This window comes from Methylobacterium sp. Leaf465 (assembly GCF_001424705.1).
Taxonomy (GTDB): Bacteria; Pseudomonadota; Alphaproteobacteria; order Rhizobiales; family Beijerinckiaceae; genus Methylobacterium.
The window spans coordinates 201,419-228,414 of the sequence record NZ_LMRA01000012.1 but is presented as its reverse complement, the minus strand read 5'-3'; the positions used below and the strand labels follow the sequence as shown (position 1 = coordinate 228,414).

24 protein-coding genes and 1 tRNA gene are annotated in these 26,996 nt (G+C 70.6%); 9 read left to right on the top strand and 16 right to left on the bottom strand.

The features are described 5' to 3' along the window. Positions 1-19: 19 nt before the first annotated feature. Complete coding sequence (locus ASG51_RS09585; RefSeq protein ID WP_244472664.1) at positions 20-787, top strand: Crp/Fnr family transcriptional regulator; 768 nt, start codon at positions 20-22, stop codon at positions 785-787. A 66-nt stretch (positions 788-853) separates the two neighbouring features. On the opposite strand, the gene ASG51_RS09580 is transcribed toward ASG51_RS09585, so the two are convergent. Then, a tRNA-Glu gene (locus ASG51_RS09580) sits at positions 854-928 on the bottom strand. A gap of 148 nt (positions 929-1,076) precedes the next feature. Here ASG51_RS09580 and ASG51_RS09575 point away from each other — a divergent pair. Together ASG51_RS09575 and rpoH are read left to right on the top strand one after the other, a co-directional pair. After that, entirely contained in the window at positions 1,077-2,072 is a 996-nt protein-coding gene (locus ASG51_RS09575) for an RluA family pseudouridine synthase (protein WP_056380458.1), read from the top strand. A gap of 245 nt (positions 2,073-2,317) precedes the next feature. Beyond that, on the top strand, positions 2,318-3,208 hold the full coding sequence (gene rpoH, locus ASG51_RS09570; protein ID WP_056213706.1) for an RNA polymerase sigma factor RpoH: 891 nt from the start codon (positions 2,318-2,320) through the stop codon (positions 3,206-3,208). Between the two features lie 133 nt (positions 3,209-3,341). Here the strand turns inward: rpoH and ASG51_RS09565 are convergent, their stop codons facing one another. From ASG51_RS09565 to purB, 5 genes are all read right to left on the bottom strand, one after another. Then, positions 3,342-4,910, bottom strand: coding sequence for a hypothetical protein (locus tag ASG51_RS09565; RefSeq protein ID WP_056380456.1), 1,569 nt, complete (start codon positions 4,908-4,910; stop codon positions 3,342-3,344). A gap of 144 nt (positions 4,911-5,054) precedes the next feature. After that, complete coding sequence (locus ASG51_RS09560; RefSeq protein ID WP_056213701.1) at positions 5,055-6,347, bottom strand: adenylosuccinate synthase; 1,293 nt, start codon at positions 6,345-6,347, stop codon at positions 5,055-5,057. Positions 6,348-6,520: 173 nt separating this feature from the next. Continuing rightward, the gene (locus tag ASG51_RS09555; protein ID WP_056380455.1) at positions 6,521-6,871 is read right to left on the bottom strand and encodes a hypothetical protein; all 351 of its coding nucleotides are present in this window, start codon (positions 6,869-6,871) and stop codon (positions 6,521-6,523) included. Positions 6,872-7,306: 435 nt separating this feature from the next. Next, entirely contained in the window at positions 7,307-8,167 is an 861-nt protein-coding gene (locus tag ASG51_RS09545) for a D-amino-acid transaminase (protein ID WP_056213696.1), read from the bottom strand. Positions 8,168-8,225: 58 nt separating this feature from the next. Beyond that, complete coding sequence (purB, locus tag ASG51_RS09540; RefSeq protein WP_056380451.1) at positions 8,226-9,533, bottom strand: adenylosuccinate lyase; 1,308 nt, start codon at positions 9,531-9,533, stop codon at positions 8,226-8,228. A gap of 504 nt (positions 9,534-10,037) precedes the next feature. Here purB and ASG51_RS09535 point away from each other — a divergent pair. Continuing rightward, positions 10,038-12,179, top strand: a complete 2,142-nt coding sequence (locus ASG51_RS09535) for a TonB-dependent siderophore receptor (RefSeq protein ID WP_056380449.1) — start codon at positions 10,038-10,040, stop codon at positions 12,177-12,179. A gap of 22 nt (positions 12,180-12,201) precedes the next feature. Here the strand turns inward: ASG51_RS09535 and ASG51_RS09530 are convergent, their stop codons facing one another. The 4 genes from ASG51_RS09530 to hemB all read right to left on the bottom strand — a co-directional run bounded on the left by ASG51_RS09530 (position 12,202) and on the right by hemB (position 15,280). Beyond that, a complete protein-coding gene (locus ASG51_RS09530) occupies positions 12,202-12,948 on the bottom strand; it encodes an arginyltransferase (protein ID WP_056380447.1) in 747 nt (248 codons plus the stop codon). Between the two features lie 193 nt (positions 12,949-13,141). Further along, the gene (locus ASG51_RS09525; RefSeq protein ID WP_056274637.1) at positions 13,142-13,630 is read right to left on the bottom strand and encodes an RDD family protein; all 489 of its coding nucleotides are present in this window, start codon (positions 13,628-13,630) and stop codon (positions 13,142-13,144) included. Positions 13,631-13,802: 172 nt separating this feature from the next. Continuing rightward, positions 13,803-14,225: a hypothetical protein gene (locus ASG51_RS09520; RefSeq protein ID WP_056380444.1), complete on the bottom strand. Its 423-nt coding sequence runs from the start codon at positions 14,223-14,225 to the stop codon at positions 13,803-13,805. Next, positions 14,222-15,280, bottom strand: a complete 1,059-nt coding sequence (hemB, locus tag ASG51_RS09515; RefSeq protein ID WP_056274641.1) for a porphobilinogen synthase — start codon at positions 15,278-15,280, stop codon at positions 14,222-14,224. The genes ASG51_RS09520 and hemB overlap by 4 nt, the downstream gene beginning before the upstream one ends. A gap of 266 nt (positions 15,281-15,546) precedes the next feature. Between hemB and ASG51_RS09510 the strand changes: the two genes are divergently transcribed. From ASG51_RS09510 to ASG51_RS09500, 3 genes are all read left to right on the top strand, one after another. Beyond that, on the top strand, positions 15,547-16,614 hold the full coding sequence (locus tag ASG51_RS09510) for an enoyl-CoA hydratase/isomerase family protein (RefSeq protein WP_056213680.1): 1,068 nt from the start codon (positions 15,547-15,549) through the stop codon (positions 16,612-16,614). Positions 16,615-16,627: 13 nt separating this feature from the next. Continuing rightward, the gene (locus ASG51_RS09505; protein ID WP_056274644.1) at positions 16,628-17,095 is read left to right on the top strand and encodes a DUF6163 family protein; all 468 of its coding nucleotides are present in this window, start codon (positions 16,628-16,630) and stop codon (positions 17,093-17,095) included. 164 nt (positions 17,096-17,259) lie between these two features. Then, a complete protein-coding gene (locus ASG51_RS09500; protein ID WP_056213676.1) occupies positions 17,260-17,772 on the top strand; it encodes a winged helix DNA-binding protein in 513 nt (170 codons plus the stop codon). Between the two features lie 90 nt (positions 17,773-17,862). Here ASG51_RS09500 and ASG51_RS09495 read toward each other — a convergent pair whose 3' ends face one another. The 4 genes from ASG51_RS09495 to ASG51_RS09480 form a co-directional block, all read right to left on the bottom strand. After that, positions 17,863-18,393, bottom strand: a complete 531-nt coding sequence (locus tag ASG51_RS09495; RefSeq protein ID WP_056274646.1) for a phosphate-starvation-inducible PsiE family protein — start codon at positions 18,391-18,393, stop codon at positions 17,863-17,865. A gap of 161 nt (positions 18,394-18,554) precedes the next feature. Then, on the bottom strand, positions 18,555-20,834 hold the full coding sequence (locus ASG51_RS09490; RefSeq protein WP_056380442.1) for a xanthine dehydrogenase family protein molybdopterin-binding subunit: 2,280 nt from the start codon (positions 20,832-20,834) through the stop codon (positions 18,555-18,557). A 107-nt stretch (positions 20,835-20,941) separates the two neighbouring features. Further along, positions 20,942-21,865 (bottom strand): alpha/beta hydrolase, encoded by a 924-nt coding sequence (locus ASG51_RS09485; protein ID WP_056380441.1) that lies wholly within the window; start codon positions 21,863-21,865, stop codon positions 20,942-20,944. A gap of 179 nt (positions 21,866-22,044) precedes the next feature. Further along, entirely contained in the window at positions 22,045-23,199 is a 1,155-nt protein-coding gene (locus tag ASG51_RS09480; protein WP_056380439.1) for a hypothetical protein, read from the bottom strand. Positions 23,200-23,424: 225 nt separating this feature from the next. Between ASG51_RS09480 and dinB the strand changes: the two genes are divergently transcribed. After that, the gene (gene dinB / locus ASG51_RS09475; protein ID WP_056380437.1) at positions 23,425-24,513 is read left to right on the top strand and encodes a DNA polymerase IV; all 1,089 of its coding nucleotides are present in this window, start codon (positions 23,425-23,427) and stop codon (positions 24,511-24,513) included. 22 nt (positions 24,514-24,535) lie between these two features. Here dinB and ASG51_RS09470 read toward each other — a convergent pair whose 3' ends face one another. Further along, positions 24,536-25,705: an MFS transporter gene (locus tag ASG51_RS09470; RefSeq protein WP_056380435.1), complete on the bottom strand. Its 1,170-nt coding sequence runs from the start codon at positions 25,703-25,705 to the stop codon at positions 24,536-24,538. 102 nt (positions 25,706-25,807) lie between these two features. Between ASG51_RS09470 and ASG51_RS09465 the strand changes: the two genes are divergently transcribed. Beyond that, on the top strand, positions 25,808-26,824 hold the full coding sequence (locus tag ASG51_RS09465) for a LysR family transcriptional regulator (protein WP_082513950.1): 1,017 nt from the start codon (positions 25,808-25,810) through the stop codon (positions 26,822-26,824). Here the strand turns inward: ASG51_RS09465 and pqqA are convergent. Further along, a complete protein-coding gene (pqqA, locus tag ASG51_RS09460) occupies positions 26,817-26,906 on the bottom strand; it encodes a pyrroloquinoline quinone precursor peptide PqqA (protein ID WP_056213663.1) in 90 nt (29 codons plus the stop codon). The two genes, ASG51_RS09465 and pqqA, sit on opposite strands and share 8 nt — an antisense overlap. Between the last annotated feature and the right edge of the window lie 90 nt (positions 26,907-26,996).

Sequence of the window (26,996 nt, the reverse complement as noted above, 5' to 3'; positions counted from 1 at the left end):
GCGAAAGCTCGAAAGCTTCGTGGAATTATCGGAGGCAGACCGGGCGATTCTGGAGCGGATCAGCGCGGAGCGGCGCAGCCTCGAAGCGCACACGCCCCTGGTGCGCGAGGGCGACAAGCCGGACGGTCTCTGGCTGATCCTGGACGGGATGGCGTGCCGCCAGAAGGCGCGGGCGAGCGGCCGCCGTCAGATCCTGGCGTTCCTGCTGCCCGGTGACCTCTGCGCGCTGGATGTCTCCCTCCTGGAGCGGATGGACCACAGCATCGTCACCCTGTCGCCCTGCAAGGCGGTTCACCTCGCAGCCGAGACCGTCGCGGAGATCCTGGATACCGTCCCGGCCTTGGCCTGCGCCCTGAGCCTCAGCACGCTCGTGGACGAAGCGACCCTGCGCGAATGGATGGTCAATCTCGGCTGCCAGCCGGGCGTCAAGCGGATCGCCCACCTCTTCTGCGAACTCTATGTCCGCCAGCAGCGGGTGGGGCGGACGACCGGGACCAGCTGCGCGCTGCCCGTGACCCAGGCCGATCTCGCGGACGCGACCGGCCTCTCGAACGTCCACGTCAACCGGGTGCTGCAGGATCTGCGCGGCAACGGGCGCATCGGACTCCGGGACCGGCGCCTCACCATTCCCGACCTCGCCGCCCTGTCCGCCTTCGCCGAGTTCGACGCCGCCTACCTGCGCATGGACGCGGAGGCGGAGACGCGCGCCATCCGGCGGATTCCGGCCCATTGCCTCAACGCCATGGCCGCCCATGGCCTCGGCGCGCAGGCCCCGCATTCGAATTGACGGGAACCGACCGCGCGCGAAGGCTTGGGACAGCCGGCATGTTTCGGAATGTCGAGGAGGAGTGCTTGGCGCGCCCACGGGGAATCGAACCCCGGTCTGATCCGTGAGAGGGACCTGTCCTAACCGCTAGACGATGGGCGCGGACCGGAGGGAGGCACTCGGTGATCGCTGCGGCGATCCGTGCTTCCCGGCCGATGGGCGATCGTATAGCGAGGGTCGCGCGGCACGACAAGGGCTGAAATCGCCCGGTCGGCCCGCACGCGACATTTTTAAATCGAAGGATGGCCCCTTGCCGGGACTCGAAGACCGCCGCGCGACGCTTCCCGAGGACGCCGCGACGGAGCGCCTGGACCGGGCCCTGGCCCGGGCCTTTCCGGATGTCTCGCGCTCGCGCCTGCAGGATCTCATCCGCGCCGGGCAGGTGTGCCGGGACGGCGCCGTCAGCCGCGACCCCTCCGCGAAGGTCGGCCCCGGGGCCGAGCTCGCCGTGGTGATCCCGGCGGCGGTGGCGCCGGAACCCGTGGCGCAGGCCCTCGACCTCGCCATCGTGTACGAGGACGACGACCTCATCGTCATCGACAAGCCGGCCGGCCTCGTCGTCCACCCGGCGCCGGGCCACGAGTCGGGGACCCTGGTGAACGGCCTCATCGCCCATTGCGGCGAGAGCCTGTCGGGGATCGGCGGCGTGCGCCGGCCGGGCATCGTCCACCGCATCGACAAGGACACCAGCGGCCTGCTGGTGGTAGCCAAGAACGATCTGGCCCATGCGGGGCTCACGGCGCAGTTCGCCGACCACGGCCGCACCGGCCCCCTGGAGCGGGCCTACCTCGCCCTGGCCTGGGGCGTGCCCGAGCCCCGGGCCGGGACCATCGCGGCGAACCTCGCCCGCAGCGTGCGCAACCGGGAGAAGATCGCGGTGGTGCGCGGGGAGGGCGGCCGGCACGCCATCACGCATTACCGGGTCGAGGCGGTGCTGGGGGCCGAGGCGCCGGTGGCGCTGGTGCGCTGCTCGCTGGAGACGGGGCGCACGCATCAGATCCGCGTGCATCTCAGCCATCGCGGCCACCCCCTGCTGGGCGACGCGGTCTATGGCGGGGCCTTCAAGACCAAGGCAGGCCGGCTCGGCCCGGCGGCGCGCGCCGCCCTCGGCACCCTGGGCCGGCAGGCGCTGCACGCCAGCGTCCTGGGCTTTGCCCATCCGCGCACGGGCGACACCCTGCATTTCGAGAGCCCGCTGCCCGCGGACCTCCAGGCCCTCGTCACCGCGCTGCGGGCCGGGGCGTAGCGCCGCAGACACAGTCAAGACTGCGCGAGACCGCGCGGGCGTGCGCCAGGACACGGCGGGCTGCGGCCATTCGTGTCATCAGAGACCCAAGCGGGATCCCGTGCGTTGATGCCGGACGCGTCCCACGCGCCGCCTTTCCGTTCCCGCCGGTTTCCCGCTAGACTTGGGGAATCGAACGGTCGGCTCAAGGGAGCGGCGGTTCGCTTCGGACCGCCCTCAGGGGGTCCTTTCAAGGAGGTAAGATCATGGCCGGCGCATTGCCAGTGCTCGCCACCGAAGGTGGCCTCTCACGCTACCTCGACGAGATCCGCAAGTTCCCGATGCTCGAGCCGAACGAGGAGTTCACGCTTGCCAAGGACTGGCGCGAGAAGGGCGACCGCAACGCCGCCCATCGGCTCGTCACGTCCCACCTGCGTCTCGTCGCCAAAATCGCCATGGGCTATCGCGGCTACGGCCTGCCCATCGGCGAGGTCGTGTCCGAGGGCAATGTCGGCCTGATGCAGGCGGTCAAGCGCTTCGAGCCGGACAAGGGCTTCCGGCTGGCCACCTACGCCATGTGGTGGATCAAGGCGGCGATCCAGGAATACATCCTGCGCTCGTGGTCGCTCGTGAAGATGGGCACCACCGCCAACCAGAAGAAGCTGTTCTTCAACCTGCGCAAGGCCAAGGGCCGGATCTCGGCCCTCGACGAGGGCGACCTCAAGCCGGACCAGGTCGCCCAGATCGCCACCAAGCTCGGCGTGCCCGAGCAGGAGGTGGTCGACATGAACCGCCGCCTCTCGGGCGACACCTCCCTCAACGCGCCCCTGCGCGAGGAGGGCGAGGGCGAGTGGCAGGACTGGCTGGTGGACAACAGCCCGAGCCAGGAGACCGTGCTCGCCCGCGAGGAAGAGGGGCAGAACCGCCTCTCGGCCCTGCGCGACGCGCTCTCGGTGCTCAATCCGCGCGAGCGGCGCATCTTCGAGGCACGCCGCCTCGCCGACGACCCGATCACCCTGGAGGATCTCTCCGGCGAGTTCGGCGTCTCGCGCGAGCGCGTCCGTCAGATCGAGGTCCGCGCCTTCGAGAAGATCCAGGAGGCGGTCAAGCGCAACCTCGCCACCCGCGAGGCCCCGCGCGTCGAGGCTCACGCCTGAGTTCTTGAGACCGCCTTCGCCGACAGGAGAACGGCCCCCCGGACATCGTGCCGGGGGGCCGTTTTGCGTTCCGGGCCCGATGCGCGGTCGCTGACGAGAGCTTCCGCGCGCGTGATCCGCGGCGCGAAACGCCCTAGCGCCACTGATCGAAGGCGCTTTGCAGGACCTGGGTTCCGGCGGTGCCCTTCTCGAAGGCGATGATCCCGCGGGGGCCGGCGGCGAACTTCAGCGTGATGTCGAACCAGTTCTTGTGCAGCAGGATGTCGGTGTTGCGCTCGATGTCGTTCGGCAGCGACGAGAGCCCGATGAGGAACAGGTTTTCGCGGACCCGCACCGGCAGGCCGGCCACGGGGGAGCCGCGGGCGCCTTCGTCGTCCTTGCCCTGGAGCAGGCCGATATCCTGGACGTTGTGGCGGGCGGCCGTGGGGCCGCTCGGCGTGAAGGCGAGCTCGATGGTGTGAGAGGCCGGGAGGGTCGCGTCGAGGTTGCGGCGCACGGTCATCGCGAGGGTCAGCCCGGCCTCCGGGAAGTCGGCCGTGGCCCGCACGACGGTCTCCAGCTGCTGGCCCTGCTCGCCCGGGACGGTGTCGAGGCGCCAGACCACCCGGCCCTGGGTGGTGGTGGGCGTGGCGTTGGCGCCGCCGCCCATGTTCTCCTCGTAGAGCACCGCGCGCTGGGTGACCGCGAGGTCCGGCTGGGCCTGGGTCGGGGCGGCCGGCGTCGAAGACGGCGTTGGCGCGGGCGTGGCACGCCGGGCCGGCGCGGCGCGCTCGGCCGGCGCGGCGTCGCCGCCGACCCGGTCGGCGAACTTCGAATCGGCGCCCTCCGGGGCCGCGTCCTGCTGCTCGGTGGCGATCGGTTGAAGGTCGGCCGGCCTGTCGCGCAGGAGGAAGGCGGCCACCGCGATCAGCCCGATCACCGCGATCAGGATGCTGCCGACGAGCACGTTGCGCAGGAGGCGCGAGCGCCCGTGCCGCGGCCCGACCACCTCGATGCGCGGACGCTGGCGCTGGCCGACATCCGGGGGCGGCACGTCGCTGCCGTCCTCCTGCGGGGGCGGGGTCGGCGCGGACGCCTCGTCCGCCCCCTCGGCAGCCATGAAGGGCGGGCTCTTCGCCTTGCGGGCCTGGATGCGGACCGGCGGCGGGATCGTGTCGGCGCCGCTTTCGGCCGACGGACCGGCGCCGTCGCGCGGCGTCGGCGGCGAAACGGCGACCGGCTGCACCGGCTCAGGCGCCGGCGGAACGGACACCGGCGGACCCGGTTCGGGCTGGGCCGACACGGGCGGTCCGGCGGCCGGCACGCCGAGATTCGGCGGCGGTGCGGGCGGCAGGGTCGCCTCCGGCGGAACCGGCTCGGACCCAGACGGCTCGGGCGGGAACGGCTCGGGCAGATCGGTGAGATCGTTGGCCGGGGGAGGCGGCCGGAGGGAGTCCGGCTCGGGGGCGGGCGGCTCGGGCGGCGGCGCCGGCTCGGGCGGCGACGGGGCGACGCCCCCGTGGTCGCGCTCCAGGCGCAGGATGGCGGCCTCGAGGGCGTTGCGCTCGAGGTCGATGTCGTCCTCGGACAGGGGCGGATCGAGGGAGCGGAGCTGACCGATCAGCGCACCCCGCGCGCGCTCGTAGACGGCCTGGCGCAGGGCCGGGGAGCGGTCGGGCATCGCGTCGAGCGCCCGTGCCAGCAGGGGATAATAGTCGGCCATCGTGCCTCAGATCCGCCTTCTCACCGGCGACCGACCCGCCGCCTCGTCCCGCCGTCCCGCGGACGGGCGGAGCCGGCCGACCACCGCGGGTCCGTCAGGGGCATCATCCCCACGCGGCCGCGCGCCCATCAAGCGGAAACCGCCCTAGTCCTCAAAGGGGTTGTGCATGAGAATGGTGTCGTTGCGCTCCGGGGAGGTCGAGAGCAACGCCACCGGTGCGCCGATCAACTCTTCGATCCGGCGCACGTACTTGATCGCCTGGGCCGGCAGGTCGGCCCAGGAGCGGGCCCCGGCCGTGGTGCCTGACCAGCCCTCGATGGTCTCGTAGATCGGCTCCACCTTGGCCTGCGCCGCCTGATTGGCGGGGAGGTGGTCCACCACCTGTCCGTCGAGGCGGTAGCCGGTGCAGACCTTGATCGACTCGAAGCCGTCGAGGATGTCGAGCTTGGTCAGGGCGATGCCGTCGATGCCCGAGGTGCGGACGGTCTGGCGCACCAGCACGGCGTCGAACCAGCCGCAGCGGCGCTTGCGCCCGGTGTTGACGCCGAACTCGCGGCCCTTGGCGCCGATGGTTTCGCCGATCTCGTCGAACAGCTCGGTGGGGAACGGACCCTCGCCGACCCGGGTGGTGTAGGCCTTGGCGATGCCGAGCACGTAGCCGATGGCCGAGGGGCCCATGCCGGAGCCGGTGGCGGCCTGCGCGGCCACGATGTTCGAGGAGGTCACGAACGGATAGGTGCCGTGGTCGACGTCGAGCAGCGCGCCCTGCGCGCCCTCGAACAGGATGCGCTTGCCAGCGCGGCGCTCGTCGTCGAGGAGCTTCCAGACCGTGTCGGCATAGGGCAGGATCGTCGGGGCGATCGCCTTCAGCTCGGAGAGCAGGGCTCCCGCGTCCACCTCGGCGATGCCGAGGCCCCGGCGCAGGGCGTTGTGATGGGTGAGCACCCGCTCGATCTTCGCCTCGAGAGTCGACTCGTCGGCGAGGTCGACGACTCGGATGGCCCGGCGGCCGACCTTGTCCTCGTAGGCCGGTCCGATGCCGCGCTTCGTCGTGCCGATCTTGAGCCCGGCGTTCGACGTCTCGCGAAAGTGGTCGAGCTCGCGGTGCAGCGGGAGGATCAGGGTCGCGTTGTCGGCGATGCGCAGGGTCCGGGGCGAGATCTCGACGCCCTGGGCCTGGAGCCGGGCGATCTCGTCCACGAGGTGCCACGGATCGACCACGACGCCGTTGCCGATCACCGACAGCTTGCCGCCCCGCACCACGCCCGACGGCAGCAGCGCGAGCTTGTACGTCACCCCGTCGATCACGAGCGTGTGGCCGGCATTGTGGCCGCCCTGGAAGCGGACCACGACGTCGGCCTGCTCGGAGAGCCAGTCGACGATCTTGCCCTTGCCTTCGTCACCCCACTGGGCGCCTACGACGACGACGTTTGCCATTCACTGAAGACCTGTGCCGTAACCCGCGCGAAAGCGGTCCGACCTGACGGGCGGACCGCTTTCGCTGTCCTCGGGTCTTTCCGCGATCCGTGCGCGGAAATCAAGCAAGGGGCCGGTTCGCCGCCCGATGAGCAGGTATGTCGCCCAGTCGGCCTCCCCGCCGAGCGGGAGGTCTAGCGGGCCTCGGTCCCGGGCTGGCGGCCGGGCAGGTCGCCGGGCTTGATCACCGGCATCGAGCCGGGGTTCGGGTCGGGCGGGGTCACCACCATGCCGGGGGCCGCATTGCCCGGCGGCTTGATGACGCCATCGCTCTTCTCGAGCCTGTCGCTCAGCGTGCCCTTGTCGGCGGAGGTGCCCTGGTCGGCCGTTCCCTCGGGGGGACGGATCTTGTCGGGAATGGTTTGGTTCGGCGGCGGCAGGGCCGGATCGGTGTCCCGGCCTTTCAGCGGCGCGTCGGGGGACTGCGCGAAGGCCGTGCCGGCGATCAGGCCGAAGCCGACCGCGAGGGTGAGGATCGAGCGCATAGGGTCTCCCTGTCTCGGATGCGGGGTTTCAGGGAGAACAGGCCGCACGCCGAAGCGTTCCTGTCCCATCGGTCCCGTGATGGGACGATGGTCCTGGGATGCCTTCGGGCGAGGGCTTCGGGCGAGGGCTTCGGGAAGGGGCTTCGGGAAGGGGCTTCGGGAAGGAGCTTCGGGAAGGGGCTTCGGGAAGGGGCTTGTGCCGCGGATTTCTCCCTCGCCCCTCTGCAGGGGAGGGTGGTCTTGCAGTAACCGGGATAGGGGCGCGCCGCATCCGAAGAGGTCTCCCCCCCTTCTGACCCGCTTCGCGGGCCACTCTCTCCCGCACAGGCGAGAGGAAGATACTCGGTCGGTCTTCGTTTGAGTCCGCAGCCCTCTGCTTTCGCCCGGATCGACCGGACAGGTCTCACGCGCTTTCGCAGGTCCTGTCCGTGCGCCTCAAACGCTCTCGCGCGCCATGCCGATGTAGAGTTCGCGCAGGCGCCGGGTGTGCGGGCCGGGGCGGCCCTCGCCAACGGCGTGGCCGTCGATGGAGACCACCGGCATCACGAAGGCCGAGGCGCTGGTGTAGAAGGCCTCGGACGCCGCCAGGGCCTCGGCGACGCTGAACAGGCGCTCCTCGAGGGCGAGGCCGGACTCCTCGGCGAGGCGCAGCACTGCCTTGCGGGTGATGCCGGGCAGGAGCGCCGTGGAGAGTGGCCGCGTGACGAGGGCGCCGCCTTTCGTGACGATGAACGCGGTCGAGGACGAACCCTCGGTGACCGCGTCGTCCTCGACCATCCAGGCCTCGGCGACGCCGGCGGCGGCGGCCTGCTGCTTGGCCAGCACCTGGGCCAGGAGGGCCACCGACTTGATGTCCCGGCGCTTCCAGCGCAGGTCCGGCACGGTGATGATCTTGGCGCCGGTCTCGGCGAGCGGGTTGGCCGCCACGGTCTTGGCCTGGGTGAACATCATCACCGTGGGCGCGGTGCCGGCGGGGGGATAGGCGAAATCGCGCTCGTACACGCCGCGCGTGACCTGCATGTAGACCAGTCCCTCGGTCAGCCCGTTGCGGGCGATGAGCGCGGTCTGCAGGCCGATCCACTCGGCCAGGCTGTGCGGGTTGGCGATGTCGATCTCGCCCAGCGAGCGGTCGAGGCGGGCCAGATGCGCCTCGTTGTCCACGAGGCGACCGTCGAGCACCGCCGAGACCTCGTAGATCCCGTCGGCGAAGAGGAAGCCCCGGTCCATGATCGGCACGCGCGCCTCGGCGAAGGGCAGGAAGTCGCCGTTCAGGTAGACGATGCGGGCCTGGGACACGGGGTTACCTCTTCGGTCCGGGTGGGGCGGGTCGGGGCAAGCAGGATTCGTGCGGAGCTCAGCTTGCGCCGAACACCCGGGCGAAGATCGTGTCCACGTGCTTGAAGTGGTAGCCGAGATCGAAGCACTCCTCGATCTGCTCCGGGCTCAGAGCCGCGGTGACGTCGGCATCGGCCTTGAGGAGCGTGAGGAAGTCGCCCTCGCCGCGCCAGACCGGCATCGCGTTGCGCTGGACCAAGCGGTAGGCGTCCTCGCGGGAGACGCCGGCCTGGGTCAGGGCCAGCAGCACCCGCTGCGAGTGGACGAGGCCGCCGAGCTTGTCGAGATTGCGCTGCATGGTCTCGGGGTAGATCAGCAGCTTGTCGACGACGCCGGTGAGACGCGCCAGCGCGAAGTCGAGGGTGACGGTGGCGTCCGGCCCGATCATGCGCTCCACCGAGGAATGCGAGATGTCGCGCTCGTGCCAGAGGGCGACGTTCTCCATGGCGGGTAGGGCGTAGGCGCGCACCATGCGGGCGAGACCCGTGAGGTTCTCGGTGAGCACGGGGTTGCGCTTGTGCGGCATGGCCGAGGAGCCCTTCTGCCCTTCCGAGAAGAACTCCTCCGCTTCCAGCACCTCCGTGCGCTGCAGGTGGCGCACCTCGATGGAGAGGCGCTCCACCGAGGAGGCGACCACGCCCAGGATGGCGAAGAACATCGCGTGGCGGTCGCGCGGGATGACCTGGGTCGAGACCGGCTCCGGCGTCAGGCCCATGGCCTCGGCGACGTAGGCCTCAACCCGCGGATCGATGTTGGCGAAGGTGCCGACGGCGCCCGAGATGGCGCAGGTGGCGATTTCCTCCCGCGCGGCGACGAGGCGGGCGCGGTTGCGCTCGAACTCCGCGTAGGCTTGCGCCAGCTTCAGGCCGAAGGTGACCGGCTCGGCGTGGATGCCGTGCGAGCGGCCGATGGTCGGCGTCATCCTGTGCTCGAAGGCCCGGCGCTTGAGGGCGGCGAGCAGGGCGTCGACATCCTTGATCAGCAGGTCGGCGGCGCGCACGAGCTGGACGTTGAGGCAGGTGTCGAGCACGTCCGACGAGGTCATGCCCTGGTGGACGAAGCGCGCCTCGGGGCCGACGATCTCGGCCAGGTGCGTCAGGAACGCGATGACGTCGTGCTTCGTCACCGCCTCGATGGCGTCGATGCGGGCCACGTCGAAGACCGCGTCGCGGCCCTTCTCCCAGATCGCGTCGGCGGCCTGCTTCGGGACGACGCCGATCTCGGCCAGCGCGGTCGTCGCGTGGGCCTCGATCTCGAACCAGATCCGGAAACGCGATTCGGGCGACCAGATCGCGGTCATCTCGGGGCGGCTGTAGCGGGGGATCATGCGGGCGCCTCGGTCAACGCGTCGGAAAAAGGGGCAACGGGATCAGGCGCGCCTAGCATGGGCGGCGACCGCGCTCAACGCGGGCCCCCAGCCGCCGCCGACGCCGTCCCGCGCGAAGCGCAGCGAATCGGAGCGTCACGGCCGCCGCAGACACGAGCCAAGGCCCGGCGGCGCTGGCGCAGAACCCTGCCGATGCCCCCGATCCGATCGCGGCACGCGTCCGACGCCCCTTAAGCCCGTGGCAGAAAAGGGACAGCCCTGTCGGATCAGCCGTTTTCGGAGTCGTTCCAAGTTTGCGAACCGCGCAGGGATTGCGCAGTGCGAAGAGGATGTTGCCGCTTTGTTTCCAGGGGTTCTAAGAACGATTGAAAAAGATGAAGCCCTAAACGAGCGCCGTCGCCTCTTGCTTGAAAAATAGGCTCGCCCCAAGGGACAAAGACGCCCTGCAACTGCTTAACGGGCGAACTCTCAAGCACAGACGAACTACAGGCGGGCGATAAACCGATGAGCACGACAGCAGGATTACGACTGATCGCACCCCTCCTGTGCGGAACGGCCCTCACGGCCATCGCCCAGGCCCAGCCGGTCGGGCCGCGCGACGGAACGACCGTCACCCTGGATCAGCTCAGCGTCGAGGGCCTGCCGGGCAACACGGTCGGCTACGTCACCCGCGCCACCCGCAGCGCAACCAAGACCGACACGCCGCTCCTCGACACCCCGCAATCGATCACGGTGGTAAGCCGCCAGCAGATCCGGGACCAGAACGTCCAGAACCTTACCGAGCAGCTGCGCTACGTGCCGGGCGTGATTCCGGCCCAGGGCGAGAACAACCGCGACGAGGTTGTCATCCGCGGCCAGAAGACCAACGCGGACTTCTTCGTCAACGGCGTGCGCGACGACGTCCAGTACTTCCGCGACCTGTACAACATCGAGCGGATCGAGGTGCTCAAGGGCCCGGATTCGCTGATCTTCGGGCGCGGCGGCGGCGGCGGCGTGATCAACCGCGTCCTCAAGGAGGCCGACGGCCTGCGGGTGCGCGAGATCGTGGCCGGCGGCGGTCAGTTCAACCAGAAGCGCGTGGCGCTCGATGTCGGCGACCGCATCAGCGACAGCGTGTTCTTCCGCCTCAACGGCGTGTTCGAGGACAGCGAGACCTACCGGCAATTCGGGAAGCTGCAGCGCTACGGCATCAATCCGACGATGACTTTCCTGCTCGGCCCGGCCACCACCCTGAAGCTCTCCTACGAGTTCTTCCACGACGACCGCTTCCCGGATCGCGGCATCCCCTCGCAGAACGGCCGGCCGTACAACTACCGCAACAACACCCGCACCTTCTTCGGCAACCCGACCGTGAACCGGACGGCGGTCGATGCCAACATCGCCACGGCGACCCTCGATCACACGTTCGAGTCCGGCGTGCAGATGCGCAACCAGCTGCGCTTCGCCGACTACAACCGCTTCTACTCGAATTCCCTGCCGGCCGCGCCGGTCAACGCCGCCGGCACGCAGGTGCCGATCACGATCTACCGCAGCGAGACCAACCGGACCAACTACTTCAGCCAGAACGACTTCACCTACAAGTTCCTCACCGGCGACGTGAAGCACACGCTGCTCGCCGGTTTCGAGCTCGGCTACCAGGAAGGCCTCGCCTTCCGGGAGACGGGCTTCTCCCGGGTGGGCGACAGCCTCGTCACCAGCGTGGTCGTGAACCCGATGTCGCCGATCTCCCGGGCACCGGTGACCTTCCGCAACAACGGCACCACGGATGCCAACGTCCGCTACGACCTCGGCCTGGCCGCGGCCTATGCCCAGGACCAGATCGACCTCAACGAGTACGTCCAGATCGTCGGCGGCCTGCGCTACGACTATTTCGACTTCTCCGCGCGGGGCCGGGCCACGGGCCTGACCAACGAGCGCGTCGACAACCTCGTCTCGCCCCGCGCCGGCCTCGTGATCAAGCCGCTGGCGAAACTCGCCTTCTACGGCAGCTACAGCGTGTCCTACCTGCCGTCCTCGGGCGACCAGATCGGCGCGTTCACGCCCGGCCTCGTCATCGCCAGGCCGGAGGGCTTCCAGAACCTTGAAGTGGGCGTGAAATACGACGTGACGCCGACCTTCCAGGTCACCGGCGCCCTGTACAATCTCGACCGCACCAACCAGCGGCTGCCCGACCCGAACAATGCGGGCTTCTTCCTCCTGTCGGGCAGGACCAACACGCAAGGCGCCGAGATCGGCGCCAACGGCTACCTCACCGACTGGTGGCAGATCGCCGGCGGCTACGCCTTCACCGATGCCCGCATCGAAAGTGCCGTCTCGTCCACGATCGTGAAGGGCAACACCGTCGGGCTGGTGCCGTTCAACAGCGTCTCCCTCTGGAATAAATTCGACCTCACGCCCGAATTCGGCATCGGCATCGGGGTGATCCACCAGACCCACACCTTCGCCACCTCGGACGACACCGTGCGTCTGCCGAGCTACACGCGCTTCGATTTGGGGCTGTTCTACCAGGTCAGCGAGTCGGTCCGGGCCCAGGTGAACATCGAGAACCTGTTCGACCGGCGCTACATCTACACCGCCGACAACAACCAGAACCTCACGCCGGGCGCGCCGCGCACGATCCGGGCGCAGATCATCGCCAAGTTCTGAGGGTCACGCGCGGCGGGTGGCGCTACTCCACCCGCTGCCAGCCGGGGCCCATCAGGCGCTCCTGCGGCGTGAAGCGGGCCTTGTAGTCCATCTTGCGCGAGCCCTCGACCCAGTAGCCGAGATAGAGGTAGGGCAGGCCGAGATCGGCGGCGCGGCGGATGTGGTCGAGGATCATGTAGGTGCCGAGCGAGCGGTGCGCCTCGGCCGGATCGTAGAACGAGTAGACCATCGACAGGCCGTCCGCGAGAACGTCGGTCAGGCAGAGGGCGACGGTGGGTCCGATGCCGCGCCCGTTGATCGCGGTGTCGGGCCCGCGCCGGCGATAGTTCACCAGGTGGGTGTCGACGTGGCTGTCCTCGATCATCATGGCGTAGTCGAGCACGGTCATGTCGACCATGCCGCCGTCGCCGTGGCGGGCGTCGAGGTAGCGCCGGAACAGGGCGTACTGCTCCGAAGCGGGACGGTTGGGCTCGGGATTGCCCACGAGGTCGGCGCTGCGCTGGAGGATGCGGCGCTGGCTGGCCGAGGGACGGAAATCGGAGACCACCACCCGCACCGAGATGCAGGCCCGGCAGGATTCGCAGGCCGGCCGGTAGGCGATGGTCTGCGAGCGGCGGAAGCCCCCCTGCGTCAGGATCTCGTTGAGGTCGCGGGCGCGGCGCCCCACCAGGTGGGTGAAGACCTTCCGCTCCTCCTGGCCCGGCAGGTAGGGGCACGGGGAGGGCGCCGTCAGGTAGAATTGCGGGGTGTCCCGGGAATGGCTCGTCACGCTTGTCTGTCGCTCGCCGCGTGCCGGGTGCGCACCGCGCACCCCGAGACTTGAGTGTATCCGCAACGCGGGCCGGCTCAACTCCCTGGGAGGGTTCCGCGACGATTTCGTGCGAAACCGGGATCGTGCTGTCAGGCCGAGAGCGGCCGCGTGGTCGAAGACGTGCGGCGACGCGTCGCCGGAGGCGATTGCGTCAGCCGGCCCGCACCACCGCGAGGCCGAGGATCAGGTCGTGACCGAGGCGGCGATCGGCCCGCACCAGGCCGATGCCGACATCCAGCACCCAGAGCAGGAAGGCCGAGGCCACGGCCACGTAGAACAGCAGCGCGTGGATCGCGGCGGTGAGGTAGTCCACGCGCGCGCCGCTCTCCGGAGCGACGACGCGCAGGCCCATCATCCGCATGCCCCAGGTGCTCTGGGCCGGGCCGCCGACCGTGATCGCGCTGTAGAGGATGCCGCTCGCCGGCAGGATCGCGAACAGGGTCCAGCCCAGCCCGAAGGTAAGGACGCCGATCACCGTGATCAGCAGGGTGAGGAGGGCGGTGAATCCGAAGATGAACAGGATGTCGAGGAGATAGGCGAGGAAGCGCGCGCCCAAGCTGCCCCGGACATAGGGCACCGGGACCTGGGGGGCGTAGCCGGTCTGAAAGCGATCGGCGTAGGGGCTTTGCGTCTCGCGCATGGGGCGCTCCTGAATCGCGCTCGCGGACGGAGCGGCGGCGTTCTGAGGCGAGAGATGGGCGTGCGCCCCAGGAGACTCAAGGACAGGAGACTCAAGGACGTGAGACTCACGGACGAGAGACGCCAGGACGAAACTCGGGCATGCGCCGCGAGATCGCCGTGGCCCCGCGGTTTCACGGGGGCGGGCGGCCGGCCGGCACCGGCTGGCCGCCCGGGTCCGCGGCGGCGGCCTCGGGGGTCTCGAGATAGTAGTGGCGCAACAGGAACAGGCGCGCCCCGTTGACCGGTCCGGCCTCGGTGGCGAGGCCGAGGAGTTCCGCACCGGGACCGAAACGGCAGGTGACCCAGCGCTGACGCGCGGCCTGGCCGGGCCGCCCCGCCACCGCGTAGTCGACCCGGAGCTCGTCCGGTGTCGCGCCCGCGCCGATGCGCAGGAGCTTCACCGCGGTCTCGGGGGGCGCGAGCGCGGGCACGACCCGCCGGCAGATCATGGCGCGCTGACGATCGACCGAACTCTCGCAGCCGGCGAGGCCGAGGAGGGCGACGCCGGCGGCGAGCGCGATGCGGAGCCCGCGCGCGGCCGGTCCGGGGCTCACGCGCCGGCGCGCAGCCGCTCGGCGACCCGCAGGGCATAGTAGGTGAGCACGCCGTCGGCGCCCGCGCGCTTGAAGGCCAGCAGGCTCTCGACCATGGCGCGCTCGCCGTCGAGCCAGCCGTTGCGGGCGGCGGCCTCGATCATCGCGTACTCGCCCGAGACCTGATAGGCGAAGGTCGGCACGGCGAATTCGTCCTTCACCCGGCGGATGATGTCGAGATAGGGCAGGCCGGGCTTCACCATCACCGAATCGGCGCCCTCCGCGATGTCGAGGGCGACCTCCCGGATGGCCTCGTCGGAATTGCCCGGGTCCATCTGGTAGGTGCGCTTGTCGCCGACCAGAGCCGCCTGGGTGCCGATGGCGTCCCGGAACGGGCCGTAGAAGGCGCTGGCGTACTTGGCCGCGTAGGCCATGATCTGAACGTCTCGAAACCCGGCCCGGTCGAGGCCGGCCCGGATCGCGCCGACGCGCCCATCCATCATGTCGGAGGGCGCGATGATGTCGGTGCCGGCTTCGGCCTGGATCAGACTCTGCTCGACCAGGAGAGCCACGGTCTCGTCGTTGAGGATGGCGCCGTCCTCCAGCAGGCCGTCATGGCCGTGGCTGGTATAGGGATCGAGGGCGACGTCGGTCATGATCCCGAGCTCGGGCACCGCCCGCTTCACCGCCCGCACCGCCCGGCAGACGAGGTTGTCGGGGTTGAGCGATTCCGAACCGGTGGGATCGCGCAGGCTGGGCTCGGTGTAGGGAAAGAACGAGATCGCCGGGATGCCCGCGCGGGCGGCCTTCTCGGCGTCCCGCACGATCTCGTCGACGCTGAGGCGCTCGACGCCCGGCATCGACGCGATGGGCTCGCGCCGGCCCGACCCCTCGATCACGAAGAGCGGCCAGATCAGGTCATCGACCGTGAGGGTATTCTCGCGCACGAGGCGGCGCGACCATTCGGCCTTGCGGTTTCGGCGCGGGCGCTGGGTGATGCCGAGCGGGGCCGGGCGAGCGGCCTCCTGGGCCGTCTCGACCGCCAGGGGACGCGGGGTCGCTGGTTCGTTGGTCATCGTGGGCGAACTCGATGGTTTTCGCCCCGGGCCGTGACCGGGAGCGGCCTTGGCCGGGGCGGGCGAGCACGGGCCTAACACATCCGGAAAAGCCTCCGAAACCCGTGATGCCGACGCAGGGATAACTGATCTTCGTCCACGGCAGGCCTGCGCCACGCGCACAGCGCAAGGGCCTCCGGAAACGCCCCTCCGATTGACGCCAAGCGCCAAAACCTCGTCTAAGCAGGCGATCCAGGCGGGAGGACTCATCCCTGGCGGGAGGACCCATGGCGGAGACGGGCGAAGCGGAGATCCTGTTCGAGCGGCGCGGGGCGGTGGGCCTCGTGACGTTGAACCGGCCGCGCGCCCTGAACGCCCTGTCCCTGGCGATGCTCGGGGCGATGCAGGCGCAGCTGGACATCTGGGCCGGCGACGCGGCGGTGACGCGGGTGGTGCTGCGCGGCCGGGGCGGGCGCGCCTTCTGCGCCGGCGGGGACATCCGCCAGATCTATGCCCTCGCCAAGGCCGGCGCGCACGCGTCGGTCGATGCCTTCTGGCGCGCCGAGTACGGCCTCGACGCCACCGTCAAGCGGTTCGCCAAGCCTGTGGTCAGCCTGATCGAGGGCCTGGTCATGGGCGGCGGCAACGGCCTCTCCGTCCATGGCAGCCATCGGGTCTCGTCGGAAAGCTACAGCTTCGCCATGCCGGAAGTCGGGATCGGCCTGTTTCCCGATGTCGGCATGACCTTCGTGCTGCCGCGCCTGCCGGGATCTACGGGAACCTACCTCGCCCTGACCGGCGCCCGCATCGGACCGGGCGACGCCCACGCGGTGGGTCTGGCCACCCACCACGCCGCGGCGGGGGATTTCGACGGGATCGTCGACGATCTGGCCTCCGGCGCGCCGATCGCGGCGGTGCTCGGCGCCCATGCGCGGCCGGTGCCCGAGCCCGGGCCCCTGGTCGCGGCACGGGCCTGCATCGACGCGTGCTTCTGCGCCGACACCGTCGCGGAGATCCTGGCGCGCCTCGATGCGGACGGCGCACCCTTCGCCACTGAGGCCGCCGCCCTGATGCGCACGCGCTCGCCGACCAGCCTGGTTCTGGTGCGCGAGCAGATGCGCCGCGGAGCGGGCCTGAGCTTTCCCGAGGCGATGCTCACGGAATACCGGATGGTCAGCGCCCTGATGCGCGGCCACGACTTCTTCGAGGGCGTGCGCGCGGCCGTCATCGACAAGGACGGCGCGCCCGCCTGGGATCCCGCCACCCTGGACGCCGTCGACCCCGCGACGATCGCCGCGGCCTTCGCAGCCACGGGCGGGCCGGAGCCGTCCTTCACCGGATCGTCCGAGTCATGAGAAGAGGTCCGGCGTGCGCGGATTGACCAAGGTCCCCGGCTCCCGCGAAATCCGCGGACGCAATCAGGACGGGGGTGCCGACCGGATCGAGCGTGCGCCCCAGGTGCCGCAGACCGGCTGGGACGTGGTGCTGGTCTGGTTCATGCGCCTCACCGCCCTGTTCTGGCTCGCGAAGGCCGTCGCCACCTGGGCCGGCATCCTCGACATCCTGCCCGGCGGACGCCCCTTCGAATCGGAGACGCTCGGGCGCCAGAGCGTGATCGTCTACTTCGCGGTGATCGATCCGATGGCCGCGGTGGGCCTCTGGCTCACCAGCGCCTGGGGCGGTGTGGTCTGGCTGCTGGCCGCCACCAGCGCGCTCACCCTGGCGGTCCTGACCCCGCAGCTCCTGCCAATAGTGCCCGTCTACCTGGCAATACAGGCCGGGATTATTGCGTTGTATTTTATCTTGTCTTTCCTGGCGGCGCGGGAAATCCGGTAAACGTCGGGTTACGACGTTCGCTTCATCTTGCATTTACCCAGAGAGGTAAATCGCAAATTCATCCTATCGCTTAAACCGTCTTTCATCTGCGACTCCTAGGTTGGCTTCATGAGCGGTGGCGAAGAACACCGGCCCTGAAGCACAGAGATCTGAAGAGGCCCACGATGAAGTCCCAGGCTGCCAAGGTTAGCAAGACAGAAACCGCTCCCGAGACCGTCCCGGCCCACGGCTCGTATCTTGAGGCTCTGCACCTCGTCGAGCGCCTGCACCGCCGCCTCCTCGACGTGATCAAGGACGAGTTCGAGCGTCGCGACCGCGAGGACGTCAACAGCGTCCAGGCGCTGCTGCTCTACAACATCGGCGACAAGGAGCTCACCGCGAGCGAGCTGCGCACCAAGGGCTACTATCTGGGCTCGAACGTCTCCTACAACGTCAAGAAGCTCGTCGAGGCCGGCTACCTGCACCATGCCCGGTCGAAGACCGACCGCCGCTCGGTCCGCATCAGCCTCACCGACAAGGGCCGTCAGGTCCACGACATCATCCAGAGCCTCTACGACAAGCACGCCCGCACCATCCAGCCGATCGGCGGCATCTCGGACGACGATTTCGGCCGCCTCAACACGGCGCTCAGCCGCCTGGAGCGCTTCTGGACCGACCAGATCCGCTACCGCCTCTAGGACCGGATCGCGGGCGATCGCGGCACCGCGCAAGCCCGGCTCGCCGGGCTTGTTCGCGTTCCGGGGCCCCGGTGACGGCGTCCCGCTCCGTCAGGAACCCGCGTGCTCGGCCGATTCCTCGCCCGCCGGCTTGCCGTCGTCCCGGGCGCGGTGGAGCATGAAGATGGCGAACACCATCGTGAGGATCAGGCCGGCGAGAACGCCGAGCTCGATCATCGAGGCCTGGAACAGCGCCTGCTTCTCCGGCGACCAGTCCTTGGCGTGGGTGATCTCCGACGATTGCAGGGTGATGACGAGGACCCGTCGGATCGAGGCGATGAGGCCGACGATGAGGAAGGGCTCGCAGGTCAGCTTGCCCGAGCGCATCGACACCCGCACCGTGTGCAGGATCTCGATCAGCATCAGCAGGAACAGCAGCCGGTCGACCACCTCCAGGATCTGATCGGCCCCGCCCAGGTGGCGCACGGCTTCCCAGGTCAGCGCGGTGGCGTCGATCAGGGCGACGAGGGCGGTCAGGGCGAGGAGGATTCCGAGCGCCGCGTAGATCGCGTGCTCGGTGTGAAGGAAGACGAAGCTCGCCGCACGCGTGAGCCGGCCCTGATCGTCCCGGTCGTCGGACATGACGCGCTCCTCCTCTGTCGGGTCGATCAGACAGGATCGGCGGGCGGGCGTCCAGGGCGGCCACGCTTCGAGAGCGTGCCGGCCGGAGTGCCCGGGCCGGGCGACGCGATCACGACCGCGTCAGCCCCGGACGAGGATCGGCCGAAGGGGCCCGCGATCGGTCACAGCATGTCCTCGACCCGGATCGGCAGGGACCGGATCCGGCGGCCCGTGGCGTGGAACACCGCGTTGGCGATCGCGGCGTTGACGCCGATGATCCCGAGCTCCCCGAGGCCCTTGAGGCCGAGGGGATTCACGCCGTCGTCCGGGTCCGGCACGAGCAGGGCCTCGACCTCCGGCGCGTCCGCGGCAGTGGCGACGAGGTACTCGGCCAAATCCGCGTTGCGGTAATGGCCGCGGTCGAGGATCGTCTCCTCCAAAAGCGCCGAGCCGAGCCCCCAGATCATCCCGCCGGTGAGCTGACTCCGGGCGGTCAACGGGTTGAGGACGCGGCCGGCCGCGAAGGCGCCGAGGAGGCGCGGCACCCGGATCTCGCCGGTCTCGTCGTGGACCAGCACCCGCGCGAACTGGGCGCCGAGGGCCCAGGACACGGCCTTGCCGCCGGCGCCGGTCCCGAGGGCCATCCGGCCCGATCCGATCGCCTCCAGGGCTTCCGGCCCCGACCCCTCGGGGGTGAAGGCCGCCACCGTCTCGATCCCGTTCGGGTCGAGGCCCGCGACGAGCGCCGCCAGCGGACAGGTCCGCCCGTCCGGGGCGACGAGATCGCCCGCATGCGGGCGCAGCGTGGCGGGATCGGCTCCGGCCAGGGGACCGGATCCGATCGCGGCCTGCGCCAGGCGGGCCCGGAGGGACTCGCAGCCCTGTGCCAGGGTGTGGAGCAGGCTGGTCGTGGTGGCGGAGCCACCCGAGAGCCCGGCCGCCGGCAGCGCCGTATCGCCCAGGGAGACCGTGACGGCCTCGGGCGTGGTGCCGAGCCACTCGGCGGCCCCGAGGGCGAGCAGCGTCGTGATCCCGTTGCCGATCTCGTGATGGGCGGTGGCGACGGTGGCGCGGCCATCGGCCCCGAGGTGGATCCGCATCGTGGCGGGGGAAATCTTCACCGGCCGGGCCGAGGCGGCGCAGCCGAGCCCGATCCGCCAGGGGCCGTCGCGCATCCGCCCCGGTTCCGGATCGCGCGTCGCCCAGCCGAAGGCCTCCGCGCCGGCCTCGAAGCAGGCCATCAGCGGGCGCGAGGAGAACGGCTTCCCGGAGATCGGGTCGGCGGCCGTGTCGTTGCGACGGCGCAGGGCGATCGGGTCGATCCCGAGGGCGACCGCCATCTCGTCGACGGCGCTCTCCAGGGCGAAGAGGTAGGGCACCTCGGGCGGCGCCCGCATCGGCCCGGGGGTGTTGCGGTCGACCCGCACGGCGCGCTCGTCGGTGCGGACGGCCGGGCAGGCATAGAGGCTCGCGGTGACGTCGGTGCCCTCCATGGCGAAGGGATCGAAGCGCGAGGCGATGACCGCCGCCTCGTGCACGAGGGCGGTGAAGCGCCCGTCGGCGCTCGCCCCGAGGCGGATATCGTGCCGGCTTTCCGGACGGTAGTTGGCGATGGTGAAGCCATCCCGGCGGCTCGCGACCAGGGATACCGGCCGCCCGAGGGCGCGGGCCGCCAGGGCGACCGGGGCCGTGTACTGCGCCAGGGCGAGCTTCGCACCGAAATGGCCGCCGATCAGGCCCGAGACCACCCGGATGTCAGCCGGATCGAGGCCGAGCTGCGCGGCGAGCCCGTGCCGGACCGCGCCGATGTAGCGCGACGGCTCGTGGACCGTGAGGCGCGGGCCGTCCCAGGTGCAGGTGGTGGTGAACAGTTCGATCGGGTTGTGGTGCTGGATCGGCGTCGCGTAGCGGGCGGACACGGCGACGTCGGCCCGCGCCAGGGCGTCGTCGGCGTCGCCGATCCGGGGGTCGTGGTGCTCCGGCTTCAGGTCGGCGAGGCACACGACCTCGGCCCCGGGCGCGTCGAATCCGTCGGCGAAGGCCTCGGCCGCGTAGTGCACCCGCGTGCGGGCTGCCGCCGCGCGGGCCGCCTCGACGGTCTCCGCCACCACCAGGGCGACGATCTGACCGGCATACGCGACCGCGTCCGATCCCAGCGGCAGGTGCCCGCTGTTGGCGTAGCCCCCGGCCATCAGGTGCTTCACCGGCCGGATCGCGCCAGCGAAATCCCGATGGGTGAAGATGCGCAGGCACCCCGGGACCGCCTGCGCGGCGGCGAGGTCGAAGCCGGTGATCCGTCCGCGCGGGATGGTGCTGGTGACCAGGGCGGCGTGGGCCAGACCCGGCAGGCGGGTGTCGGAGGCGTAGACCGCCGTACCCGTGACCTTGGCGCCGCCCTCGACGCGGGGATGCGGATGCCCCAGCCAGGCGGGGGGATCGCGCAGATCGGTCGGTCTCGCCATCGGGCTCTCCTCGCCTTACGGCAGGGGTAACCGCCGTTCCGGGCCGGCCGATCCGGGCGCGACCGCGAGTCGCTCGGGAGTCCCCGTCGCGTCGCGAGGACAGGCCCTCAGCCCAGGAAGGGACGCAGGTGGTCCAGCACCAGGTCCGGTGCCTCCTCCTGCAGCAGGTGTCCGCAGGGGAGGGCGTGCCCCTCCACCCGGTCGGCCGTCTCGCGCCAGGTGGCGGCGACGTCGTAGAGTTCGCCGACCGTGCCCTGCGCCCCCCAGAGGGCGAGGAGCGGCGCGGTGACCCGGCGTCCGGCGGCGGCGTCGGCGGCATCGTGGTCGAGGTCGATCCCGGCCGCGGCGCGGTAATCCTCGCAGATCGCATGGAGGCTGCCGGGCGCGCGGTAGCAGCGCAGATATTCCCGGATCATCGCCTCGCTCGGGATCCCGGGCGTCCGGCTCTGGCCCGCGAGGTGATGGCGCAGATAGGCCTCCGGGTCGGCGCCGATCATCCGCTCGGGCAGGGGCGCCGGCTGGATCAGGAAGAACCACCAGAAGTACCGGGTCGCGAAGGCCCGGTCGGTGAAGGCGTACATCGTCAGCGTCGGGGCGATGTCGAGGACGGCGAGGCGGTCCACCGCGGCGGGGTGGTCGAGGGCCAGGCGATGCGCGACGCGGCCGCCCCGATCGTGCCCGACGACCGCGAAGCGCTCGTAGCCGCAGGCGTGCATCAGCGCGACGGCATCGGCCGCCATGGCCCGCTTGGCGTAGGGGGCGTGATCGGCCGTCGAGTCCGGTCGATCCGAGTCGCCGTAGCCGCGCAGGTCGGGGGCGACCACCGGATGGCCGGCCTCCCGAAGCCGGGGCGCCACCGCGTGCCAGGTGGCGTGGGTCTGCGGATGACCGTGCAGGAGCAGCACCGGCAGACGCGGCCCGCCCGGGGACAGGGCGACCCGGAGGCGCAGGTCGGGCAGCGTCGCGTCGGCGAGGTCGAAGCCCGACAGGAACGGACACGGCCCGCGGCTGAGGAGAGCGATCGGCGGCATGGTGTCCCCGGAAACGTCGCGGACAGGGTTCGACCGTCCCGGCGCCGCAGCTGTGCCGTCGGTGCCGGGCAGGGATTCGGTCCGCGGCGAGGATGGCACGGGCGGCGCGCGGCGGCGAGACTGCCGCGCCCGTGCCGGGCCGGCCATCGGGGGCGGCTGCGTCGGGGGGACCGCGCGTCTCAGCCCTTCCAGTTCTTCAAGGCCCCGAACGGGCTCAGCGCCGGGTCGGCCGCCGGCGGGTTCAGCACCGGCTCGACCTGCGCGATGGCGTCCGCCAGGGAGAAGGCCGAGCCGCTGGTCAGCTTGCCGCCGGCGGCATCCTTGTGGCCGCCGCCGCGAAAGCGCCGCGCGCCTTCCAGGGCGGTCTCGTTGTTGGAGCGGAAGGACATGGTTCCCGCCCGCTGCACGTTGAGCACGCGCTTGGCCCGGCCGCTCTCCATGATCAGGTCCGAGACCCGCTGGAAGGTGCCGGAATCGAGGCCGAAGGACATCAGCGTGCCGTCCGAGAGGGGATGGAACAGGTCCGAGCGGGCGAGCACCCGGGCGATGCGCATGCGGGTGGTGAGGGTGCGGTCGTCGCCTTCGTCCTCTGCGAGGTAGCCGTCGAGGATCGCCTTGCGCAGGGCCGGCACCTGGCCCTCGATCACGGCCGGAGAGGCGCCCTCGCCGAGGAGGCGGGCCGCGCCGAGGAGGAGGTCGCCGACGAACCGGTCGTGCCAGGGATGCCCGATGGGCACGAGGTTCGAGACGTTGTCCCAGAACATCTCGTCGAGGCTCAGGCCGTTGCGGAAGGCCGGCCGGTCCTTGCGCCACAGATCGACGGCATCGACCGCCGTCACCAGGGCGCCGAGGATCGGATCCGCGCCGGTCTCGCGGGTCGCGTAGAGGGCCCGGTGCTCGTAGGCCATGCGGGTGGCGCAGCAGGCCTCGTCGATGAGCACGACGATGTTCGGATCTTCCAGGTCGAAGCGCTGCAGACTCGGCGCCGTGGGATCGGCCTGCGGTGCGAGGCCCTGCTCGCGCAGCTGGTCGACCGAGGAGGCGTGGTGATCGAGGACGACGAGGCGGTGGCGCGCCGTCGGATCGCGGCGGCGGTTCAGGGCGGCGAAGTTGCGGATGAAGGTCACGGCCACCGCCTCGAGGCCGAGGTCGGTCATCACGATCATTTCCGGGGCGGACGCCTTGCCGAGGCGCTTCAGCTCGGTCTCGACCACCGGCCCGACATCGGAATAGCGCGGCACGTGCACGATGCGGGCGACCTCGGCGAACTGGCCGACCACCGTGGAGGCGCCGTAGCCGTCGAGGTCGTGGTGGGTGATCTGGGTGATGTTCAAGAACCTGTCCTCGGGCGAATCGCCAAGCGCGGGCTTCGGCTGTCCTGGGCGCCCTTATGCGGCACGCCCCGGTCCACGGCGAGCCCCCGCGCGGTGAGCCGCGGCGAGGCTGCGTCGGTTCCGCGGTGGATCGAGACCCGTCAGGGCTTGATTCCCGTGCCCGGACCGGGATTCTGCGAACAGACCACGAACACCAGCGGCAGAACGATCGGAGGAACGTCCGCGATGGACCCGGACGACGCGGGCGCGATCCGCAAGATCATCCATATCGACATGGACGCCTTCTACGCCTCGGTGGAGCAGCGCGACGACCCGGCGTTGCGGGGCCGCCCGGTCGCGGTGGGCGGATCGCGCGAGCGCGGCGTGGTGGCGGCGGCGAGCTACGAGGCGCGGGCCTTCGGCGTTCGCTCGGCCATGCCCTCCGTCACGGCGCGCCGGCTCTGCCCCGACCTGGTCTTCGTCAAGCCGCGCTTCGAGGTCTACCGGGGGATCTCGGAGCAAATCCGGGCGGTCTTCGCCGAGCATACCGACCTGATCGAGCCCGTCGCCCTCGACGAGGCCTATCTCGACGTGACGGAGAACCGGCAGCGTCTGCCGACCGCCACCGCGGTGGCCCGCGCGATCCGGGCCTCGATCCGCGCGCAGACCGGCCTCGTGGCCTCGGCGGGCGTCTCCTACAACAAGTTCCTGGCCAAGGTGGCGTCCGACTTCCGCAAGCCCGACGCCCTGTTCGTGATCACCCCCGCCATGGGGCCGGCCTTCGTCGAGGACCTGCCGATCGGGCGCTTCCACGGGATCGGCCCCGTCACCGAAGCGCGGATGAAGGCGCTCGGCATCCTGACCGGACGCGACCTGCGCGCCCTCAGCCTGGAGACCCTGACGAAGCGGTTCGGCGCCTCGGCGCCCTACTATTATGGGGTGTCGCGGGGCATCGACGTCCGTCCGGTCCGGGCGAACCGGATTCGGAAATCCATCGGCGCCGAGAACACCTTCTCGGAGGACTCTGCCGATTACGGGGTGCTCGCGGGGCGCCTGCCGCCGATCCTCGACAAGGTCTGGGGCGCCGCCACCGCCAGGGAGGTCCGGGCCCGCACGGTGACGCTCAAGGTGAAGTTCGCGGATTTCGAGCAGATCACCCGGGCCCGCTCGCTGCCCGGCTTCGTCCCGGACCGCGCCGTCCTGGAGGAAACCGTTCTGGTCCTCCTGCGCGACCTGTTCCCCCTGCGGCGCAGCGTCCGCCTCCTCGGCGTCTCCCTCTCCGCCCTGGAACACGGCCCCGCGCCCGAGCCGCGCCAGCTCGGCCTCGGATTGTAGAGGCGCGCCCGGTTCCCCGGCGTCAGGGACACGCCGCCACGCCGGCGACGCGCCGGCCGCGCCGCAGAACGAGGAGGAAAGCGAGGCCGACCGCCGCCATTGCTGACCCCGCCACCGAGACCGCCGGATAGCCTCCGCCGAGGTCGATCACGAGGCCGCCGAGGGCCGCACCGATGGCGTTGCCGAGGTTGAACGCTCCGATGTTCAGGGCCGAGGCGAGGTTGGGCGCCTCGCCGGCCTCCGCCATCACCCGCATCTGTAGGGGCGGCACCAGGGCGAAGCTCGCGACGCCCCAGAGCAGGATGAGCGGGGCGGCGACCCAGCGCGAGTCCATCCCGACGGCGAACACCCCGAGCAGCAGGACCAGGGCCACCAGGGAGGCGATGATCGTTCCGTCCACCGTGCGGTCGGCCAGGCGTCCGCCGGCCCAGTTCCCGAGGGTCAGGCCGACGCCGTAGACCACCAGCATGGCCGTGACGAAGGAGGCGTCCGCCCCCGTCTCGATGCGCAGGATCGGGACGATGTAGGTGAAGACGGTGAACATGGCGCTCGACCCGAGGACCGTGAGCGCGAGGGCGCCGAGGACGGCCGGCCGCGCCACGACGCGCAGCTCCGCGCGGATGTCGGGGGCGCCGTCCACGGGCAGGGGCGGCAGGGCCAGCCGCAGCGACAGCATCGCGACGGCGCCGATGCCGGCGATGCCCCAGAAGGCCGCGCGCCAGCCCAGCGCCTCCCCCACCCAGGCGGCGAGGGGCACGCCGCCGATCGTCGCGATGGTCAGGCCGGAGAACATCGCGGCCACGGCGGCCGCACGCCGCTCGGGCCGTACGAGGCTGGCGGCCACCACCGATCCGATCCCGAAGAAGGCGCCGTGGTTGAAGGCCGTGACGATCCGTGCCGCGAGCAGCATCGCGTAACCGTCGGCGAGGGCCGAAATCACGCTGCCCACCGTGAAGATGCCCATCAGACCCACGAGAAGCGCCCGGCGCGGCACCCGCGCGAAGGCGAGGGTCATCAGCGGGGCGCCGATCAGGACGCCGAGCGCATAGGCGCTGACCAGCAGGCCGGCGGCCGGGATCGAGACGCCGAGATCGTTCGCGATCAGCGGCAGCATGCCCATCGGCGAGAATTCGGTGACGCCGATCCCGAAGGCGCCGATGCTCAGCGCCAGCAGGGCAGGATGGATTGTCATGGGGGTTGCCTCTCGGTCATTGTTCCCGACAGGCACATGATGCAGCGCGACACCGGGCGGTAGCCCGATCTCCGGACCGACATCTGTGCGTCAGGAGCACGAATGCCGCGGGACCGAATCGACCGGACGGGGGAGATGGCGGCCTTCCTCGCCATTGCGCGAGACGGCAGCCTGTCCGCGGCGGCCCGCGGGCTGGGGCTGACCGCCTCCGCCGTCAGCCGCATCGTCGCCCGCCTGGAAGCACGCCTCGGCGTGCAGCTGATCGTGCGGACCACCCGGACGCTGCGCCTTACCGCCGAAGGCGAGAGCTATGCTCGTGCCGCGCGCCGCATCCTCGCCGATATCGCCGAGAGCGAGAGCGCGGTCGCCGATCAGGCCTCCCCCCGCGGTCGGGTCCGGATCAGCACCGCCTCCGCCCATGGGCGTCTGGTGATCGTGCCGTTGCTGGCGGAATTCGTGACGCGCCATCCCGGCATCAGCGTCGACATCGACCTCAGCGACCAGGTCGCCGACATCCTCGGCGGACGGGCCGATGTGGCGATCCGCTTCGGGACTTTACCGGACAGCCCGCTCACCGCGCGCCGCCTCGGCGACACGGGCCGGACGGTCGTGGCCTCGCCCGCCTATCTGGCGCGGGTCGGAACGCCGGAGATCCCCGCGGATCTCGCCCGACACAACTGCCTCGACTTCAACTTCCGCCGCGCCGAGCCCGGGTGGCCGTTTCGGGAGGAGGGACGCGATTATCTCCTGGCGGTCTCCGGCTCCATGTCCGCCAACAACGGCGAGACGCTGGTCCAACTCGCCCTCGGCGGCATGGGCATCACCCGTGTCGGGCGCTTCCACATCGCCGACGAACTGGCGAGCGGGCGCCTCGTGCCGCTGCTGGAGCGCTACAATCCGCAGGACCGCGAGGCCATCCATGCGGTCTTCGTCGGCGGCCCGTCGATGCCGGCGCGCGTCCGGGTGCTGATCGACTTCCTGGCGGAGGCGCTGCGCTCGCCGAGGGGATCACCGCCGCCCGACACTCTCAGCCCAAACGAAAGGGGCGCCACCCTTTCGGACAGCGCCCCCTCGGATCAGCCGGTCCCGCGGGCGGGACCCGCGATCGCCCTTAGTTGAAGGGATCGATCTCGGCGGACTCGTAGCTCGTCACTTCCATGCCGACGCAGACTTCCTGGACGATGGGGGCAGACCACTTCATGACATCTCTCCTGGTTGGTTTGGGGGTATGAAAGCCGAACCCGGATGGGTTCGATCCACTCTTCGACGAGAAACAGCCTCGAAAGGCCGC